The sequence below is a fragment of the Nocardioides sp. Z13_37 genome (assembly GCF_058355585.1).
Genome location: NZ_JBZGDV010000001.1, coordinates 836,596 through 853,232, shown reverse-complemented (window position 1 = coordinate 853,232; position 16,637 = coordinate 836,596). Strand labels below are relative to the sequence as shown.

General features: G+C 73.6%; 12 protein-coding genes. 4 read left to right on the top strand and 8 right to left on the bottom strand.

Annotated elements, in window-relative coordinates; translation table 11 throughout:
* The 5 genes from AC4H2S_RS03925 to AC4H2S_RS03905 form a co-directional block, all read right to left on the bottom strand.
* The gene (locus AC4H2S_RS03925; protein WP_491495645.1) at positions 1-933 is read right to left on the bottom strand and encodes a hydroxymethylglutaryl-CoA lyase; all 933 of its coding nucleotides are present in this window, start codon (positions 931-933) and stop codon (positions 1-3) included.
* A complete protein-coding gene (locus AC4H2S_RS03920) occupies positions 926-2,875 on the bottom strand; it encodes an acetyl/propionyl/methylcrotonyl-CoA carboxylase subunit alpha (RefSeq protein WP_491495644.1) in 1,950 nt (649 codons plus the stop codon). Before AC4H2S_RS03920 ends, AC4H2S_RS03925 begins: the two co-directional genes overlap by 8 nt.
* 5 nt (positions 2,876-2,880) lie before the next feature.
* Positions 2,881-4,404, bottom strand: a complete 1,524-nt coding sequence (locus AC4H2S_RS03915) for a carboxyl transferase domain-containing protein (protein WP_491495846.1) — start codon at positions 4,402-4,404, stop codon at positions 2,881-2,883.
* Positions 4,405-4,495: 91 nt separating this feature from the next.
* The gene (locus AC4H2S_RS03910) at positions 4,496-5,671 is read right to left on the bottom strand and encodes a sensor histidine kinase (RefSeq protein ID WP_491495643.1); all 1,176 of its coding nucleotides are present in this window, start codon (positions 5,669-5,671) and stop codon (positions 4,496-4,498) included.
* Between the two features lie 10 nt (positions 5,672-5,681).
* Complete coding sequence (locus AC4H2S_RS03905) at positions 5,682-6,374, bottom strand: response regulator transcription factor (RefSeq protein ID WP_491495642.1); 693 nt, start codon at positions 6,372-6,374, stop codon at positions 5,682-5,684.
* A gap of 354 nt (positions 6,375-6,728) precedes the next feature.
* Between AC4H2S_RS03905 and AC4H2S_RS03900 the strand changes: the two genes are divergently transcribed.
* Positions 6,729-7,280 carry an SACE_7040 family transcriptional regulator gene (locus AC4H2S_RS03900; protein WP_491495641.1) on the top strand — a complete coding sequence of 184 codons (552 nt, stop codon included), beginning with the start codon at positions 6,729-6,731 and terminating at the stop codon, positions 7,278-7,280.
* Between the two features lie 66 nt (positions 7,281-7,346).
* Here AC4H2S_RS03900 and AC4H2S_RS03895 read toward each other — a convergent pair whose 3' ends face one another.
* Both AC4H2S_RS03895 and AC4H2S_RS03890 read right to left on the bottom strand, forming a co-directional pair.
* Positions 7,347-8,057 carry an SWIM zinc finger family protein gene (locus tag AC4H2S_RS03895; protein ID WP_491495640.1) on the bottom strand — a complete coding sequence of 237 codons (711 nt, stop codon included), beginning with the start codon at positions 8,055-8,057 and terminating at the stop codon, positions 7,347-7,349.
* Positions 8,054-10,816: a DEAD/DEAH box helicase gene (locus AC4H2S_RS03890; protein WP_491495639.1), complete on the bottom strand. Its 2,763-nt coding sequence runs from the start codon at positions 10,814-10,816 to the stop codon at positions 8,054-8,056. Before AC4H2S_RS03890 ends, AC4H2S_RS03895 begins: the two co-directional genes overlap by 4 nt.
* 142 nt (positions 10,817-10,958) lie before the next feature.
* On the opposite strand from AC4H2S_RS03890, the gene AC4H2S_RS03885 reads away from it, so the two are divergent.
* The 3 genes from AC4H2S_RS03885 to AC4H2S_RS03875 all read left to right on the top strand — a co-directional run bounded on the left by AC4H2S_RS03885 (position 10,959) and on the right by AC4H2S_RS03875 (position 14,388).
* Entirely contained in the window at positions 10,959-12,176 is a 1,218-nt protein-coding gene (locus AC4H2S_RS03885; RefSeq protein WP_491495638.1) for a dipeptidase, read from the top strand.
* 42 nt (positions 12,177-12,218) lie between these two features.
* The gene (locus AC4H2S_RS03880) at positions 12,219-13,793 is read left to right on the top strand and encodes a DHA2 family efflux MFS transporter permease subunit (protein ID WP_491495637.1); all 1,575 of its coding nucleotides are present in this window, start codon (positions 12,219-12,221) and stop codon (positions 13,791-13,793) included.
* Positions 13,794-13,857: 64 nt separating this feature from the next.
* The gene (locus AC4H2S_RS03875; protein ID WP_491495636.1) at positions 13,858-14,388 is read left to right on the top strand and encodes a hypothetical protein; all 531 of its coding nucleotides are present in this window, start codon (positions 13,858-13,860) and stop codon (positions 14,386-14,388) included.
* A 91-nt stretch (positions 14,389-14,479) separates the two neighbouring features.
* On the opposite strand, the gene AC4H2S_RS03870 is transcribed toward AC4H2S_RS03875, so the two are convergent.
* Positions 14,480-16,621 (bottom strand): RecQ family ATP-dependent DNA helicase, encoded by a 2,142-nt coding sequence (locus AC4H2S_RS03870; protein ID WP_491495635.1) that lies wholly within the window; start codon positions 16,619-16,621, stop codon positions 14,480-14,482.
* Positions 16,622-16,637: the final 16 nt, after the last annotated feature.

Genomic DNA, 16,637 nt, shown 5'->3' with positions numbered 1-16,637 from the left:
CTACTCCGCCCCGGCGAGCGCGCGGACGACGGCACTGGGGCTCGGCCGGCCGAGCTGGGCGGCCATCCAGGTGCTGGTGGCCACGACGGCGTCGAGGTCGACCCCGTGCTCGATGCCGAGGCCGGTCAGCATCCACACCAGGTCCTCGGTGGCGAGGTTGCCGGTGGCCGACTTGGCGTAGGGGCAGCCGCCGAGCCCGCCGGCACTGGCGTCGAAGGTGGTGATGCCGGCCAGCAGCGCCGCGTGGGTGTTGGCGAGCGCCTGGCCGTAGGTGTCGTGGAAGTGCATCGCCAGCCGGTCGGTGCCGACGCCCGCCTCGCCGAACGCCGCCACGAGCGCCGCGACGTGGCCGGCGGTCGCCACGCCGATGGTGTCGCCGAGGCTGAGCTGGCTCGCGCCGAGGTCGAGCAGCCGGGTGCCGGCGGTGACGACCTGCTCGATCGGCACGGCGCCCTCCCAGGGGTCGCCGAAGCACATCGAGACGTAGGCCCGGACGTCCATCCCGGCCTCGCGCGCCCGCGCCACGGTGGGCTCGAACATGGCGAACTGCTCGTCGAAGGTGCGGTTGAGGTTCTTGGTCGCGAAGGTGTCGGTCGCGCTGCCGAAGATCGCGACGTGCTCGAGACCGAGCTCGAGGGCCCGGTCGAGCCCGCGCTCGTTGGGCACGAGCACCGGCAGGTGGCGACCCTGCTCGCCGAGCTCGGTCATCAGCTCGGCGGCGTCGGCGAGCTGCGGCACCCAGCGGGGGTGCACGAAGCTGGTCGCCTCGACGATCGGCAGGCCGGCGGCGACGAGGCGGCGTACGAACTCGGCCTTGACCGCCACCGGGACGATCGCCTGCTCGTTCTGGAGGCCGTCGCGGGGGCCGACCTCGTAGATCGTGACGCGCTCCGGCAGGCCCTCGGCGCGGACGGTCATCGGGAGGTCAGTCATCGGCCGGCTCCACGGTGAAGAGCACTGCGCCGAGCTTGACCAGGTCGCCGACGGCGGCACCGACGGTGGTGACCGTGCCGGCGAAGGGCGCCCTGAGGGCCAGCTCCATCTTCATCGCCTCCATCACGCCCATCGTCTCACCCTCGGCGACGGCCTGGCCCTCGGCGACGTTGACCGCCAGGACGGTGCCCGGCATCGGCGCGAGCAGCGTGCCGTCGCCGGCCGCGACCGTGTGGTCGCCGAACGGGTCGGGGCGCTCCCACGCCCATCGCTGTCCGCGGTGCACGACGTCGACGAGGTCGCGCTGGACGTTGAGGACGGCGTGCTCGGCGACGCCGTCGACGAGCAGGTGGACGGTGTGGTCGGCCGCCGACACCAGGCGTACGTCGTGGCTGGTGCCGTCGTGCGTGACCCGGCCGCGGTGCCGGTCGACGACCACCAGGTCCTCGCCGAGCACCACCGTGTCGGGCGCGGGGTCGGCGCCCATCCGCCACCCGTCGGCACGCCACGGCCCGGGCTCGCCCATCGTGTCGAGCAGCACCTCGGTCCACGCGCCGAAGACCCGCGCGAGGCCGGGATCGGGCATCGCGACGTCGTGGCGGTCGAGCCACGCGGTGTCGATGGTCGCCTCGCGGAACTCCGGCGAGTCGGCAAGGGCGCGCAGGAAGCCGGTGTTGGTGGTGATCCCCAGGATCGCGGTCTCGCCGAGGGCGTCGACCAGCGCGGCCCGCGCGGCCTCCCGGTCGGCGCCCCAGGCGATGACCTTGCCGAGCATCGGGTCGAAGGCGGTGGAGACCTCCTGCTCGGGCTCGAGCGCGTGGTCGACGCGGACATGGTGAGTGCTGGAGCGCTCGACTCGGTGACCAGGCCACCGCACGATCGACGTGCGCCCGGCCTGCGGCAGGAAGCCGTGGAAGGAGTCCTCGGCGTAGACGCGGGCCTCGATCGCGTGGCCGTCGAGCGTGACCTCGTCCTGGGTGAAGCCGAGCGGCTCGCCCGCGGCCACCCGCAGCTGGAGCTCGACGAGGTCGACCCGCTCGCCGCGGATCCGGACGACCTCCTCGGTGACCGGGTGCTCGACCTGGAGGCGGGTGTTCATCTCGAGGAAGTAGAACTCGCCGGTGGCGTTGTCGAGCAGGAACTCGACGGTGCCGGCACCGGTGTAGCCGCACTGCGCGGCGAGCGCGACGGCGGACGAGGTGATGGCCGCGCGCTGCGCGTCGGTGATCGTCGGTGCGGGCGCCTCCTCCAGCACCTTCTGGTGCCGGCGCTGCGTCGAGCAGTCGCGCTCGAAGAGGTGGCGCACGGTGCCGTGGACGTCGCCGAAGACCTGCACCTCGATGTGGCGCCCCGACTCGACGTACTTCTCGATGAGGAGCGTGTCGTCGCCGAAGGAGGAGGTGGCCTCGCGGGCGGCGGCGGCCCTCGCCTCCGGCAGCTCAGCGGCGCTGCGCACCACCCGCATGCCCTTGCCGCCGCCGCCGGCGGCGGCCTTGACCAGCACGGGATAGCTGAACGTCGCCGGGTCGTCGTCGAGGGCGTACGACGGCACCACCGGCACGCCGGCCGCGACGGCGATGTCGCGGGCCCGGTCCTTGCGGCCCATCGCGTCCATCACGTCGGCACTCGGGCCGACCAGGGTGACGCCCTCGGTGCCCTCGAGCTCGCGGGCGAAGGCGCTGTTCTCGGACAGGAAGCCGTAGCCCGGGTGCACCGCCGTTCGCGAGCCGCCGCGGCGGTGGGCCACCTCGGCGATCTCGTCGACGGAGAGGTAGCTCTCGACCTCGACCGCCTCGTCGGCCTCGCGCACGTGCAGCGCGTCGCGGTCGGCGGCGGTGAAGACCGCGACGGTGGGCAGGCCCAGGCGCCGGGCCGTGCGGATGACGCGACGGGCGATCTCGCCGCGGTTGGCGACGAGGACTGCGGAGAACGACTCGGTCATCGTCATCACATCCTGAAGATGCCGTAGGACGGCTCGGGGATCGGGGTGTACGACGTCGCGGCGAGCGCCATGCCGAGCACCCGGCGGGTGTCGGCGGGGTCGATGACGCCGTCGTCCCACAGCCGCGCGCTGGCGTAGTAGGGCGAGCCCTGGGTCTCGTACTGCTCGCGGATCGGCGCCTTGAACTCGTCGTCGTCCTCGCGGCCCGCGACGCTCGCGAGCACCGAGGCGGCCTGCTCGCCGCCCATCACCGAGATGCGGGCGTTGGGCCACATCCAGAGGAACCGGGGGTCGTAGGCGCGCCCGCACATGCCGTAGTTGCCGGCGCCGAACGAGCCGCCGATGACGACGGTGAACTTCGGCACCACGCTGCACGCGACGGCGGTGACCAGCTTGGCGCCGTCGCGGGCGATGCCCTTGTTCTCGTACTCGCGCCCGACCATGAAGCCGGTGATGTTCTGCAGGAACACCAGCGGGATCCCGCGCTGGTTGCACAGCTCGATGAAGTGGGCGCCCTTGAGCGCCGACTCGCTGAAGAGGATGCCGTTGTTGGCGACGATGCCGACCTCGTAGCCGTCGATGCGGGCGAAGCCGCACACCAGCGTGTCGCCGTAGAGCCTCTTGAACTCGTGGAAGCGGCTCCCGTCGACCAGCCGGCGGACCACCTCGCGCACGTCGTAGGGCGTGCGGGTGTCGGTGGGCACGACGTCGTAGAGCGACTCCGGCGGCTCGTGCGGCTCCTCCACCCCGGCCCTCGGCTCGCGGGCCGGCCGGACCGCGGGGAGGGTGTCCACGATGGAGCGGACGATGGCGAGGGCGTGGGCGTCGTCCTCGGCGAGATGGTCGACCACGCCGGACGTGCGCGCGTGGACGTCGCCGCCGCCGAGGTCCTCGGCCGTGACGACCTCGCCCGTCGCGGCCTTCACCAGCGGCGGGCCGCCGAGGAAGATCGTGCCCTGCTCGCGCACGATGACCGTCTCGTCGGACATCGCCGGGACGTAGGCCCCGCCGGCGGTGCAGGAGCCCATCACGCTGGCGATCTGCGGGATCCCCTTCGCCGACATGTTGGCCTGGTTGAAGAAGATCCGGCCGAAGTGCTCGCGGTCGGGGAAGACCTCGTCCTGCAACGGCAGGAACGCCCCGCCGGAGTCGACGAGGTAGATGCAGGGCAGCCGGTTCTCCGCGGCGACGGTCTGGGCGCGGAGGTGCTTCTTGACCGTCATCGGGTAGTAGGTGCCGCCCTTGACGGTCGCGTCGTTGGCCACGACGACGCACTCGCGGCCCGAGACCCGGCCGATCCCGGCGACGACGCCGGCGGACGGGACGGCGTAGTCGTCGCCGTCGGCGTACATCCCGAACGCCGCCAGCGGTGCCAGCTCGAGGAACGGGCTGCCCGGGTCGAGGAGCCGGTCGACGCGGTCGCGGACCAGCAGCTTGCCGCGGTCGGTGTGCTTGCGCCGCGCGGACTCCGACCCGCCCTGGCGCACCCGCGCCAGCCGGGCGCGGAGGTCGTCGACGAGCTCGCGCATGGTCGGGGTGGTGCTCACGGGATCGGACACCGGCTCAGGTTAGCGATCGTTAACCTCCGGTGTCCACCGGTCCGGCCTGGGCAGAGCACGGTCAGGCCCGGGGCGGGAACTCCCCGCGCAGCACCGTGCCGCGGCCCGGCGCCGTGTCGAGCGCGAGGCGCCCGCCGGCCGCCGCGACCCGGGCCTCCATCCCGAGCAGCCCGCCGACGTCGACGCTGGCAGGGTCGAAGCCGCGACCCTCGTCGCTCACGGCGAACGCGAGGTGCGGGCGTCCGCGGACCGTGATCACCACCTCGGACGCACCGGAGTGCTTCGCGGCGTTGGTCAGCGCCTCGAGGATGCAGAAGTAGGCCGCCGCCTCGACCTCCCGGCTCTGCCGCTCGACGTCGACGACCTCGAGGGTGACCGGCACCGCGGAGCGACGCGCGGCCGACTGCAGGGCCGCGACCAGGCCGCGCTCGGTGAGCAGCGGCGGATAGATGCCGCGGGCGAGCTCGCGCAGCGCGTCGGCGGTCTCGCGGTTGTCGGTGGCCAGCTGCTCGAGCAGCGCCGCCGCGCTGTCGGCGCGTCCGGCGGCGAGCTCCTTGCGCGCCCGCTCGATCGTCACGCTGGTGGCCAGCAGCCGCTGCTGCGCGCCGTCGTGCAGGTCGCGCTCGAGGCTGCGGCGGGCGGCGTCGGCGACCTCGACGACCCGGCGCCGCGACTCCACGAGCTCGGCCGACTGGTCCTGCAGCCGGGCGTAGGCCACGCGCACCAGCATCACCACGACGGCCACCCCGGCGGGCAGCGACGCGGCGACGACCGTGGCGTTGACCCACCACAGCTCGCTCACCGCCTCCGGTCGCCGCCACTCGCCCAGCGCGGCCACGCCCGCGCTGCCGATCACCGCGACGACGCTGAGCGCCAGGATCCAGCGCCGGCCCAGGAAGGGGAAGCCCACGAGCAGCGGCACCATCGTCAGCAGGGCCGTCAGCGGGCTGAGGATGGGCGTGGCCCAGGTGCCGCCGACGGCGAAGACGAGGGCCGCGAGCGTGAGCCCGACGACGGCCGCCGGGGCGCCGTGTCGGGGTGCGAGCGGCGCGGTGGCGAGCAGCAGCACGACCGACGCCACCATCACCGCGAGGTCGACCTCGACCGCGCCCGGGCGGAAGCCGAGGACGTACGCCGCCGCGAGCAGCAGCGTCGCGACGCCCAGCACGGCCAGGTTGATCCGCATCAGCCGGCGCAGCGTCGGGTCCAGGCTGTCCCAGCCGCTCAGGACGCTCATCGTGACGCGCTCACGCGAGTCGCGCGATGCCGCCGACGCCGGCCTCGCTGAGGAAGACGAGCGTCGCCGCCACGCGGCGGTGGACGGGCGCGTCGGCAGGCAGGTCGAGCTTGGTCAGGATCGAGCTGATGTGCTTCTCCACGGCCCGGTCGGTGACCGCGAGCTCCGCGGCGATCGCGGCGTTGGTCATCCCCCGGGCCACCATGCCCAGCACCTCCAGCTCGCGCGGCGTGAGCCGGTCGAGGACGGAGTCGGTGCGGCGGGCGCCGGTGGCCACCAGGGAGTCGACCACGATCTGGTCGATGACCGACCCGCCGGCCGCGACCGTGTGCAGCGCGGTCGCCAGCTCGTCGACGTCGGCCACGCGCTCCTTGAGCAGGTAGCCACGGCCGTCGCTGCCCTCACGCACCAGGTCGAGCGCGTACTCCACGTCGGAGTACTGGGTCAGCGCCACCACGCCGGTGTCGGGATGGGTGCGGCGCAGCTCGATGGCCGCGCGGATCCCCTCGTCGGTGAGGTCGGGCGGCATCCGGATGTCGGTGAGCACCACGTCGGGCTCGTGCTCGTCGACGGCCGCGAGCAGGTCCGGCAGGCTGGTCGCGGTGGCCACCACGTCGATGTCGTCGCGTCCCTCGAGCAGCGCGAGCACCCCGGCGCGCACGAGATCGCCGTCCTCGGCGAGCACCACGCGGATCGGGGGCATGCGCGCATCGTAGCGATCGCCCGCCCCGTCCCACGAGCACCACTGGTAACGCGGTAGATGAGCCAAGCAACGCCGGAATCCGTCGTCGCCAAGGGATTCCGCGACGATATCTTTTGCCCGATGGTGGTGCTGGCACCACTCACACCTGGGGGTGTAGCGCCTACGATCTAGCATTCAGGACAGAGTCCGACGGTCGTGGGGACCGGCTTGGACCGCTGTGGGGTGGTGCCAGGGGTGGCACACCGTGTACCTGGGGAGGCACGTGTGATTCCGCTGGCAGTCTGGCAGGCGCCGGAGCGTCGGATGACGCTCCCGTCGCCGCGCGAGCGGTTAGCAGGCACTAACCTCGTGGCCGTGACCCCGCGCCGGCAGCAGATCCTCGACATCGCCGCCGACCTCTTCGCCGCCCGGGGCTTCCACGGCGTCTCGGTGGCCGAGCTGGGTGCCGCCTGCGGCATCTCCGGCCCGGCGCTCTACAAGCACTTCGAGTCCAAGGACGCGATGCTCGCCGAGATGCTGGTGAGCATCAGCGAGACCCTGCTGGCCGAGGGCCGCAGCCGCGTCGCCGCCGCCGACGACCCGCGTGCGGCGCTCGAGGCCCTGGTCGAGTGGCACATCGAGTTCGCCCTCGGGCACCGGGCGCTCATCGTCGTGCAGGACCGTGACTGGAGCAGCCTGCCCGACAGGGCCCGCGAGCGCGTCCGTGCCCTGCAGCGCGCCTACGTCGACGTCTGGGCCGAGCAGATCCGCCGCCACGACCCGACCCTGAGCCCGGAGACTGCGCGCGCCCGCGCCCACGTCATCTTCGGCCTGCTCAACTCCACCCCGCACAGCGGCCGGCTCCCCGACCCGCAGATGCACGAGGTGCTCCGCCACATGGCCCACGGCGCGCTCGGGCTCTCCTGACGCCTCACCCGTACGCCCGACCCGTACGCCTGCTCCGCTGCCCCGACCTGGCCGACGGGGGGTGGGTCACCAGGCCTCGAACGGGCTGTCCTGCCCGAGCAGGCGTGCCGCGCGGACCGCGGCGTCCTCGGCGACCACCAGGTCGTCGACCTCGTCGGGCCCGGCACCGCCCGGCGGGGCGTCGCTGGGCGCCGGGTCGGGGGCCTGGCGGACCAGCCGGTGCAGGTCGCGCAGCACCCGCTCGCGCGAGAGCCCGCGCAGGTGGGTCAGCACGAACGGGTCGGCCTGGATCAGCCAGGCCAGCTGGGTCAGCACGGCCAGCGCGTGGGGGCACGGGTCGAGCCACGCGTCGCAGGTGCACGCCGAGCCCAGCTCGCCGCCGTAGGGCAGCAGCTCGACGCCGGCCTCCTCGACCGCCTCGACCAGCGAGTGCGGCAGCTGCCCGGCCAGGAGCGCGCCGATCCTGCCCGACTCGGCGGCGACGAGCTCGGTGAACGCCCTCGCGTCGCCCCGGTCGAGGACCGGCACGGTGACCTCGACGGTCCAGGCGTCCTGGCCGTCGTTCACCGCGGCCACCGCGCCGCCCTCGGTGACGGTGATCGCGCCGACCGACCCCGAGCGCGCCAGCGCCCGGCCGCGGCGCAGGTCGGTGACGCTGAAGGCGGCCTCCTCCACGGCGCGGAGCACGGCCTTGCTCCACCAGGTGCCGGACCCGCCCCCGCGGCGGGGCGGCAGACGGGGGTGGGTGGTGGCGGTCTCGTCGGACGGGGCGCTCATCCGGAGCCCTCGCGGCGCAGCTCGACCAGGTCGCGCAGCTCGGCGTCGGAGAGCTCGGTCAGTGCCGTCTCACCCCGCGCGAGCACCGAGTCGGCCAGGGAGCGCTTGCGGGCCAGCAGCTCGGCGATGCGCTCCTCGATGGTGCCCTGGGTGACGAAGCGGTGCACCTGCACCGGCCGGGTCTGGCCGATCCGGTAGGCCCGGTCGGTGGCCTGGTCCTCGACGGCGGGATTCCACCAGCGGTCGAAGTGGATGACGTGGTCGGCGCGGGTGAGGTTGAGCCCGGTGCCGCCGGCCTTGAGGGAGAGCAGGAACACCGGGACCTCGCCGGCCTGGAACCGCGCCACCATCTCGTCGCGCTGGCGCACCGGCGTGCCGCCGTGCAGCAGCTGGTGGGGCACGCCCGCCGCGGCGAGGTGGCGGACCAGCAGCTCGGCCATCGCGACGTACTGGGTGAAGACGAGGACCGCGCCCTCCTCGGCCATCACCGTGCCGACGAGCTCGTCGAGGAGCTCGACCTTCTCCGAGCGCCCCCGCATCTTGGGGTTGGCCTGGCGCAGGAAGTGGGCGGGGTGGTTGCAGATCTGCTTGAGGCCGGTGAGCAGCTTGAGCACCAGGCCGCGGCGGGTCTCCTCGTCGGCCTCCTCGATGCGACGCATCGACTCACGCACCAGGGTCTCGTAGAGGACGACCTGCTCGCGGGTCAGGCCGAGGAGGTGGTCGGTCTCGGTCTTGGGTGGGAGCTCGGGCGCCACGCCCGGGTCGGACTTGCGGCGGCGCAGCAGGAAGGGGCCGATCAGGTCGGCGAACTGCCGCGCCTTGGTGGGCTCGAGGCCCGACTCGATCGGGCCGGCCCACACCTTGCGGAACGCGTTGCGGCTGCCGAGCAGGCCCGGGATCGCCCAGTCGAGGATCGACCACAGCTCGGTGAGGTCGTTCTCGACCGGGGTGCCGGTGAGGGCGACCCGGGCGGTGCTGGGGATGGTGCGCAGCGCGCGGGCGGCGGCCGAGCGGGAGTTCTTGATGTGCTGCGCCTCGTCGGCCACGACGAGGTCCCACGGCACCTCGGCCAGCAGGGCGGCGTCGTTGCGCATCGTGCCGTAGGTGGTGAGGACGAAGCCGTCGCGCACGCCGTCGAGGTCGCGCGTGCTGCCGTGGTGGCGGCGTACGGCGACGCCGGGGGCGAAGCGGCGGATCTCCGCCTCCCAGTTGCCGAGCAGCGAGGCCGGGCAGACGACCAGGGTGGGGGCGCCGCCGCGCCCTTCGCTGCGGTGCAGGTGCAGCGCGATCAGCGTGATCGTCTTGCCGAGACCCATGTCGTCGGCCAGGCAGCCGCCGAGCCCGAGGGAGGTCAGCTCGGCCAGCCACGACAGGCCGCGGCGCTGGTAGTCGCGCAGCTCGGCGCGCAGGCCCTCAGGCACGTCGATGAGCTCGCCCGTGACCGCCTCACGCACCCGGTCGCGCATGGCGAGCAGGCTCGCGCCGACGACCGCCTCGTAGGGGGCGTCGTCGATGTCGACGACGCCGGTGAGGGTCGCGGCCAGCGCCTGCACGGGGGTGACGGTGCGGATCAGCCTCTTGCGGGCGCGCTTGATCACGGCGGAGTCGACCGCCACCCAGTTGTCGCGGAGCTTGATGATCGGGCTGGTCGTGCGGGCCAGCTCGTCCATCTCGTCGTCGGTCAGCTCCTCGCCGTGCAGCGACAGCTGCCACTCGAAGCCGAACAGCGCCTGCGGTCCGAAGAGGCCGTCCTGCAGCGGCTCCTCCCGCCCACCGGACGGCGACCGGTGGCCCAGCTCGACCCGCTGGGTCACGTCGCGGTCGAGGTACTTGGGCCACATGACCGGGTGTCCGGCCTCGGCGAGCGCCGCGGCGCCGCCGTCGAGCAGCGACAGGATCTCGTCGGTGTCGAGGGTGATCTCGTCGGGGACGCGCAGGTCGAGCAGCCGGTCGAGCACCGGCCAGGCGTCGGCCGCCGAGCGCAGGGCGATCGCGGCGTGGGTGCGGGCCCGCTCACCGAAGCCGTGGGCCGCGTCGGGGCCGGCCTCGGCCCACAGCTCGGAGGCGTCGGCGACGTGGGCGGGGTTGTCGACCGCGTGCACCTGCATGACCAGGCGCACGGCGCCCGCGACCAGCTCCTCCTCGTCGGCCTCGACCCGGAACGAGATCGACACCAGCTGCGGCCGGTCGTCGCGCCCGCGAGCGCGGATCCGGGCGATGCGCTGCTGCAGCCGGTCGCTGAAGTCGTCGGGGCTCCGAGGGCCGGGCGCGGGCATGGGGGCGGGACCGCGGTGCCGGGAGCGCCCCGGGGTGGTGCGGGGCATGGTGTCGACGACCGCGTCGAGCATCCCGCGCACCATCCCCTCGGCGGTCGCCTCGTCGAAGCCGTCCCACGCCCGCGAGCGCGCCAGGTCGGCGATCCGCTGCTCGTCGGCCGCGTCGAGGCCCGCGACCTGCCAGTGCCGCCCCTCGGGGTCGGGGGCGAAGCGGCCCGACGCGACCAGCTGCAGGCCCATCAGCGCGGCCCCGGCGAGCAGCGCGACCGACGGGTGCACGTCGGCCTGGTCGCGCACCTTGCCGAGCACCGGCAGCGCGCCCCTGATCGGCATCACGATGGTGCGGCGCGCGTCGGTGAACTCCACCGACCCCTCCCGGGGCGGCTCCCCCACCAGCAGCCGGGCCGGTCCCGTGACCGGCACGAGGCTCATGCCCGCCCACCCCGGCGCGACGCCGCGGCCGGCGGCGGAGGTGAGGACCACGGTGGGATGTCGGTCATCTGGCCCCTCTCCGGTCCACCGGGTGGTGGACGACGAGACGCTAACGCCTCGCACCGACACGGAGTTCCCGCCCCGGCTCGCGCCGGGCCTCGCGCAGGTGCTCGACCGGCTACGGTCGACGACCATGGGCACCCCCGTGGACGTCTCCGCACTGCTGGCCGCGCACCCGGTGATCGACGGGCACAACGACCTGCTGTGGGAGGCGCGCGCGCAGGCGGCGTACGACTTCTCCCGCCTCGACGTCGGCGCGGGCGGCACCCCCACCCACACCGACCTGCCCCGGATGCGCGCGGGCGGGATGGGCGCGCAGTTCTGGTCGGTCTACGTGCCCACCCGGCTGACCGGCGACGCCGCCGTGAGCGCCACCCTCGAGCAGGTCGACGCCGCGCGGATGCTGACCGAGCGCTACGCCGACCAGCTGGTGTGGGCGACGACGGCCGACGAGGTCGAGGAGGCGTGGGCCTCCGACCGGATCGCCTCGCTCGCGGGCGCCGAGGGCGGCCACTCGATCGACTGCTCGCTCGGCACGCTGCGCGCGCTCCACGCGCTCGGCGTGCGCTACCTGACGCTCACCCACAACGCCAACACCCCCTGGGCCGACTCGGCCACCGACCGCCCGGTGGCGGGCGGGCTCACCGACTTCGGCCGCGAGGTCGTGCGCGAGATGAACCGCACCGGGATGATGGTCGACCTCTCCCACGTCTCCGCCGACACGATGCGCGACGCGCTCGAGGTCGCCGAGGCGCCCGTCATCTTCAGCCACAGCTCCGCGCGGGCGGTGACCGACAGCCCTCGCAACGCCCCGGACGACGTGCTCGAGGCGATGGCCCGCGGCGGCGGGGTGTGCATGGTCACCTTCGTGCCGAAGTTCGTCAACGAGGCCTGCGCCGACGCCCACCGCGAGATGGTCGCGGCCGCGGCGAGCGAGGGCGTCCCCGAGGCCGACGGCGTCCGGTTCGCGGCGTTCGAGCGGGCGTGGGTGGTCGACCACCCGCAGCCCACGGCCACGCTCGACGACGTCGTCACCCACGTGGAGCACGTGCGCGAGGTGGCCGGCATCGACCACGTGGGGCTCGGCGGCGACTACGACGGGGTCGAGACCCTGCCCGCGGGGCTGGAGGACGTGTCGGCCTACCCGCGGCTGCTCTCCGCGCTGGCCGAGCGCGGCTGGTCGGCCGGGGACCTGGCCCGGCTGACCTGCCGCAACACCCTGCGGGTGATGCGCGAGGTCGAGGCGGTCGCGCTCGACCTGCAGTCGCAGCGCGGACCGAGCCTGGCGCGGATCGAGGACCTCGACGGCGTACGCCCGAGCGCCGGTGCCAGTGACCCAGGCCACGCGTAAAACGATTGCGCCGGGGTGACCGGCACCCCCTAACGTTGGCGGGTGACCCACACCCAGACCCAGCCCGGCGAGATCCGCCCGGAGCACTCCGACAAGCTCGACAAGAGCGTCCTGATGGTGGCCGGCGTCGTCGTCCTCGGCGCGATCATGTCGATCCTCGACATCACCGTCGTGTCCGTCGCGCTCAACACCTTCCAGCAGGAGTTCGACGCGACCGCGGCCGAGGTCGCCTGGACGATGACCGGCTACACCCTCGCCCTCGCCAGCGTCATCCCGCTGACGGGCTGGGCGGCCGACCGCTTCGGCACCAAGCGGCTCTACCTCCTCGCGGTGCTGCTGTTCACCCTCGGCTCGGTGCTCTGCGCCGCGGCGACGTCGCTCGAGATGCTCGTGCTGTTCCGGGTGCTCCAAGGCCTCGGCGGCGGCATGCTGATGCCGCTCGGCATGACGATCCTGACCCGCGCCGCCGGCCCCGAGCGGATCGGTCGCGTGATGGCGGTGCTCGGCATCCCGATGCTCCTCGGCCCGATCTTCGGCCCGATCGTCGGCGGCGCCCTGATCGAGAGCGCGTCGTGGCACTGGATCTTCCTGATCAACCTGCCCATCGGCATCGCCGCGATCGTCTACGCCTGGATCGTGCTGCCCAAGGACGACGTCGAGCCGTCGGAGACCTTCGACTGGCTGGGCATGCTGCTGCTCTCGCCCGGCCTCGCGGCGTTCCTCTACGGCGTCAGCTCCATCCCGGAGGAGGGCACCGCCATGGCCGCCCGCGTGCTCGTGCCGATGGTCGTCGGCATCGCGCTCATCGTGGCGTTCGTGCCGTGGGCGCTCGCGCGGCGCAACATCCACCCGCTGGTCGAGCTCCGCCTGTTCAAGAACCGCAACCTCACGGTCGCGATCCTCGCGATGACGCTCTTCGCCATCGCCTTCTTCGGCGCCTCGCTGCTCTTCCCGCTCTACTTCATCCAGGTCCGCGGCGAGGGCACCCTCTTCACCGGGTGGTTGCTCGCCCCGCAGGGCGTCGGCGCGATGCTCACGATGCCGCTCGCCGGCATGTTGGCCGACCGGATCGGCCCCGGCAAGATCGTGCTGGTCGGGCTCACGGTCATCACGGTCGGCATGGCGATGTTCACCCAGATCGCCGCCGACACGTCCTACGTCTACATCCTCGGCGCCCTGTTCATCATGGGACTCGGCATGGGCGGCACGATGATGCCGATCATGACGGCAGCCCTCGCGACATTGACGGCGCACAACGTCGCTCGCGGCTCCACCCTGCTCAACATCACCCAGCAGGTCGCGGCCTCGATCGGCACCGCGCTCTTCTCGGTGATCCTCACCAACGAGCTCAAGGACTCGCGCTTCGTCGCCGCCGGCACCGCGCTGGCCGAGGCCGGCGACGACCAGACCAAGGTGGCCGCCATCCTCGAGCGCTTCGGGATCTCGCCCGACCAGCTCGGCAACCTCGAGCAGCTGGTGACCAGCGACATGGCCGACGCGTTCGCGACGGTGTTCATCGTCGCAACGGTGCTCGTCGCCTGCTGCCTGATCCCGGCGGCGTTCCTGCCCCGCAAGAAGGTCGCCCCGGTCGACCCCACGATGATGATGGGTCACTGACGCCCGACCCGGACCCTCCGGCACCGCTGCCCGCACCCCTGAGTCGTCCCTATGCTTGCGAGACATGGACGGTCTCGGGGCGGAGCTGCCACAACGCCACACCTTCGTGTGGGTCCTGGCCGCGGCCGCGGGGGTCTTCGCGGTTCCGGCCGTGCGCATGGTCCGCGCCGCCACCGGCGAGTCGGGCGGCACGGCGATCGGCGCCTGGGTGATGGCCGCGGTGATTGCCCTCGTGCTCGTCGTCGCGCCCCTGCTGCTCGTGCGCAGCATCCTCACCCGCCACACCTACGTCTCGGACGAGGCGGTGTCGGTGGTCGCCGGCGGCGAGGTCCGCCAGCAGATCGCCTTCGACGACCTGGCCGAGATCAAGGTGCGCTACACCGGCGACGGCGGCAAGGTCATGCCCAGCGAGCGGATCTTCCTCTCCGGCGAGCCCCGGGTCGGCCGGGGCACGATCCTGGTGTCCCGCTTCCACGTCGAGTCGCTGCAGCCGCTGCTGCGCCGCCTCGAGGCGGAGGTCGCCGAGCGTCCCGGACTGCTGCGCGGCGACCTCGAGCGCGACTACTTCGAGCACGCGGTGAAGACCGCGCTCTGACGGTCCCGCGGGCGAGCCGACCCGTCATCCGTTCCCGACCCCATCGGTGCGGATCCGGATGACGGACCCGGCGGGCCGGCCGGGGCCGCGCTCAGCCCTGGGAGGCGAGGGCCAGCGGGAGGACGGCGCTCGCCCCGGCCGCGCGGATCGCGGTCGCGGCGACCGTGAGCGTCCAGCCGGTCGCCACCTGGTCGTCGACGAGCAGCACGGTGGCGCCGGGCGGCACGTCGGCGTCGAGGCCACCGCGACGGCGCACGGCCGCGACGCGCTGGGCCGAGTTGGACTGGCCGGCGCGGGGCGGGACGGAGGGGTCGCGGATCGCCCAGGTGCCGACGATGGGGATCTGCATGACGCGGGACAGGCCGTCGGCGAGGTCGCGGGTCAGGGTGGGCCGGGTCGCCGACTCCACGACGACGATCGCGTCGGGACGCGACTTCCACTCGGGGGCCCAGTCCTTCATCACGTCCATCACCGCCTGGGCGAGCCCGGGCGGGACCGGGCCGTCGGGGGTGTCCTCGCGGAAGAGCGCCCGCAGGGCCTGGCCGTGGCCGAGGTCGGTGAGGCGGGCCACGGTGCGACCCGGCTCGGCGCCCTGGGTGATCTTGCCCTTGAGGTCGAGGCCGAGGTTGGCCAGCGCCGTGGGCCACATCCGGCGCGGCTCGAGCACGACGCCCGGGCGGGAGAGCCGCTGGCCGGCCTCGGCGACCGCCGTCTCGCTCACCGACGTGGAGAGGGTCAGCCCGCCGCAGTTGTCGCAGCGCCCGCAGTCGGTGGCGTCGGGGTCGTCGAGCTGCTGGCGGAGGTAGCGCATCCGGCACTCGGTGGTCTCGAGGTAGCCGAGCATCGCCTGCTGCTCGCGCTCGCGGGCCTCGGCCACCCGGGCGTAGCGCTCGGCGTCGTAGTGCCAGGGACGCCCGGTCGCGACCCAGCCGCCCTGCACGCGCTGGACGGCACCGTCGACGTCGAGGACCTTGAGCATCGACTCGAGCCGGTTGCGGCCGAGCTCGACGCGGGTCTCGAGCGTGGCCGTCGACATCGGGCGCTCGGACGCGCCGAGGGCGGCGAGCGTCTCGCGGACCTGCTCCTCGCGCGGGAAGCCGAGAGAGGCGAAATAGGCCCAGATGTCGCGGTCCTCGAGCTGGGGCAGCAGCACGACGGTCGCCTCGTCGGTGCCGCGGCCGGCGCGGCCGACCTGCTGGTAGTAGGCGACGGGCGACGCCGGGGCGCCGAGGTTGATCACGAAGCCGAGGGTCGCGTCGAAGCCCATGCCCAGCGCGCTGGTGGCGATGAGGGCCTTGACCCGGCCGTCCACCAGCGCCTGCTCCAGTGCGTGCCGCTCGTCGGGCTCGGTCTGGCCGGAGTAGGCCGCGACCTCGAGGCCGCGGTCGCGGAGGTAACCCGCGACCTCCTGCGTGGCGGCGACGGTGAGGCAGTAGACGATGCCCGACCCGGGCTGCTCGGCGAGGTGGTCGGCCAGCCAGGCCAGCCGCTGCTCGGGGGTCCGGAGCCGGACGACGCCGAGCCGGAGGGACTCGCGGTCGAGCGTGCCGCGCTGCACGAGCACCTGCGAGTCAGCGGCCCCGTCGGCGTGCACGCCGAGCTGCTCGGCGACGTCGTCGGTCACCCGTGCGTTGGCGGTCGCGGTCGTGGCGAGCACCGGGATGCCGGTGGGCAGCTCGGCGAGCAGGGTGCGCAGCCGGCGGTAGTCGGGGCGGAAGTCGTGGCCCCAGTCGGAGATGCAGTGGGCCTCGTCGACCACGAGCAGGCCGCAGGTGGCGGCGAGCCGCGGCAGCACCTCGTCGCGGAAGCCGGGGTTGTTGAGCCGCTCGGGGCTGACGAGGAGGACGTCGACCTCCCCGGCGCGGATCTGCTCGTTGATCGGCTGCCACTGGTCGATGTTGGTCGAGTTGATCGTCACCGCCCGGATGCCGGCCCGCTCGGCGGCGGCGATCTGGTTGCGCATGAGCGCCAGCAGCGGGCTCACGATCACGGTCGGGCCGGCCCCGCCCTCGCGCAGCAGCTTGGTGGCCACGAAGTAGACGGCCGACTTGCCCCACCCGGTGCGCTGGACGACCAGGGCACGGCGCCGGTCGACGGCGAGCGCCTCGATCGCCGCCCACTGGTCCTCGCGCAGCACCGCGTCGTCGCGCCCGACGAGCGCGCGGAGGTGCCGCTCGGCCGCCTCGCGGGCGGCGGGGCGGACGTCGGCGGGGCTGGTGGGGACGGCGGTCATGCCACCTGTCTACCAA

Excerpts from the sequence above, each read along its gene's own strand:
- AC4H2S_RS03925 (WP_491495645.1), bottom strand. The coding sequence starts at position 933 with ATGACTGACCTCCCGATGACCGTCCGCGCCGAGGGCCTGCCGGAGCGC.
- AC4H2S_RS03920 (WP_491495644.1), bottom strand. The coding sequence starts at position 2,875 with ATGACCGAGTCGTTCTCCGCAGTCCTCGTCGCCAACCGCGGCGAGATC.
- AC4H2S_RS03915 (WP_491495846.1), bottom strand. The coding sequence starts at position 4,404 with ATGCGCGAGCTCGTCGACGACCTCCGCGCCCGGCTGGCGCGGGTGCGC.
- AC4H2S_RS03910 (WP_491495643.1), bottom strand. The coding sequence starts at position 5,671 with ATGAGCGTCCTGAGCGGCTGGGACAGCCTGGACCCGACGCTGCGCCGG.
- AC4H2S_RS03905 (WP_491495642.1), bottom strand. The coding sequence starts at position 6,374 with ATGCCCCCGATCCGCGTGGTGCTCGCCGAGGACGGCGATCTCGTGCGC.
- AC4H2S_RS03895 (WP_491495640.1), bottom strand. The coding sequence starts at position 8,057 with ATGAGCGCCCCGTCCGACGAGACCGCCACCACCCACCCCCGTCTGCCG.
- AC4H2S_RS03885 (WP_491495638.1), top strand. The coding sequence starts at position 10,959 with ATGGGCACCCCCGTGGACGTCTCCGCACTGCTGGCCGCGCACCCGGTG.
- AC4H2S_RS03875 (WP_491495636.1), top strand. The coding sequence starts at position 13,858 with ATGGACGGTCTCGGGGCGGAGCTGCCACAACGCCACACCTTCGTGTGG.
- AC4H2S_RS03870 (WP_491495635.1), bottom strand. The coding sequence starts at position 16,621 with ATGACCGCCGTCCCCACCAGCCCCGCCGACGTCCGCCCCGCCGCCCGC.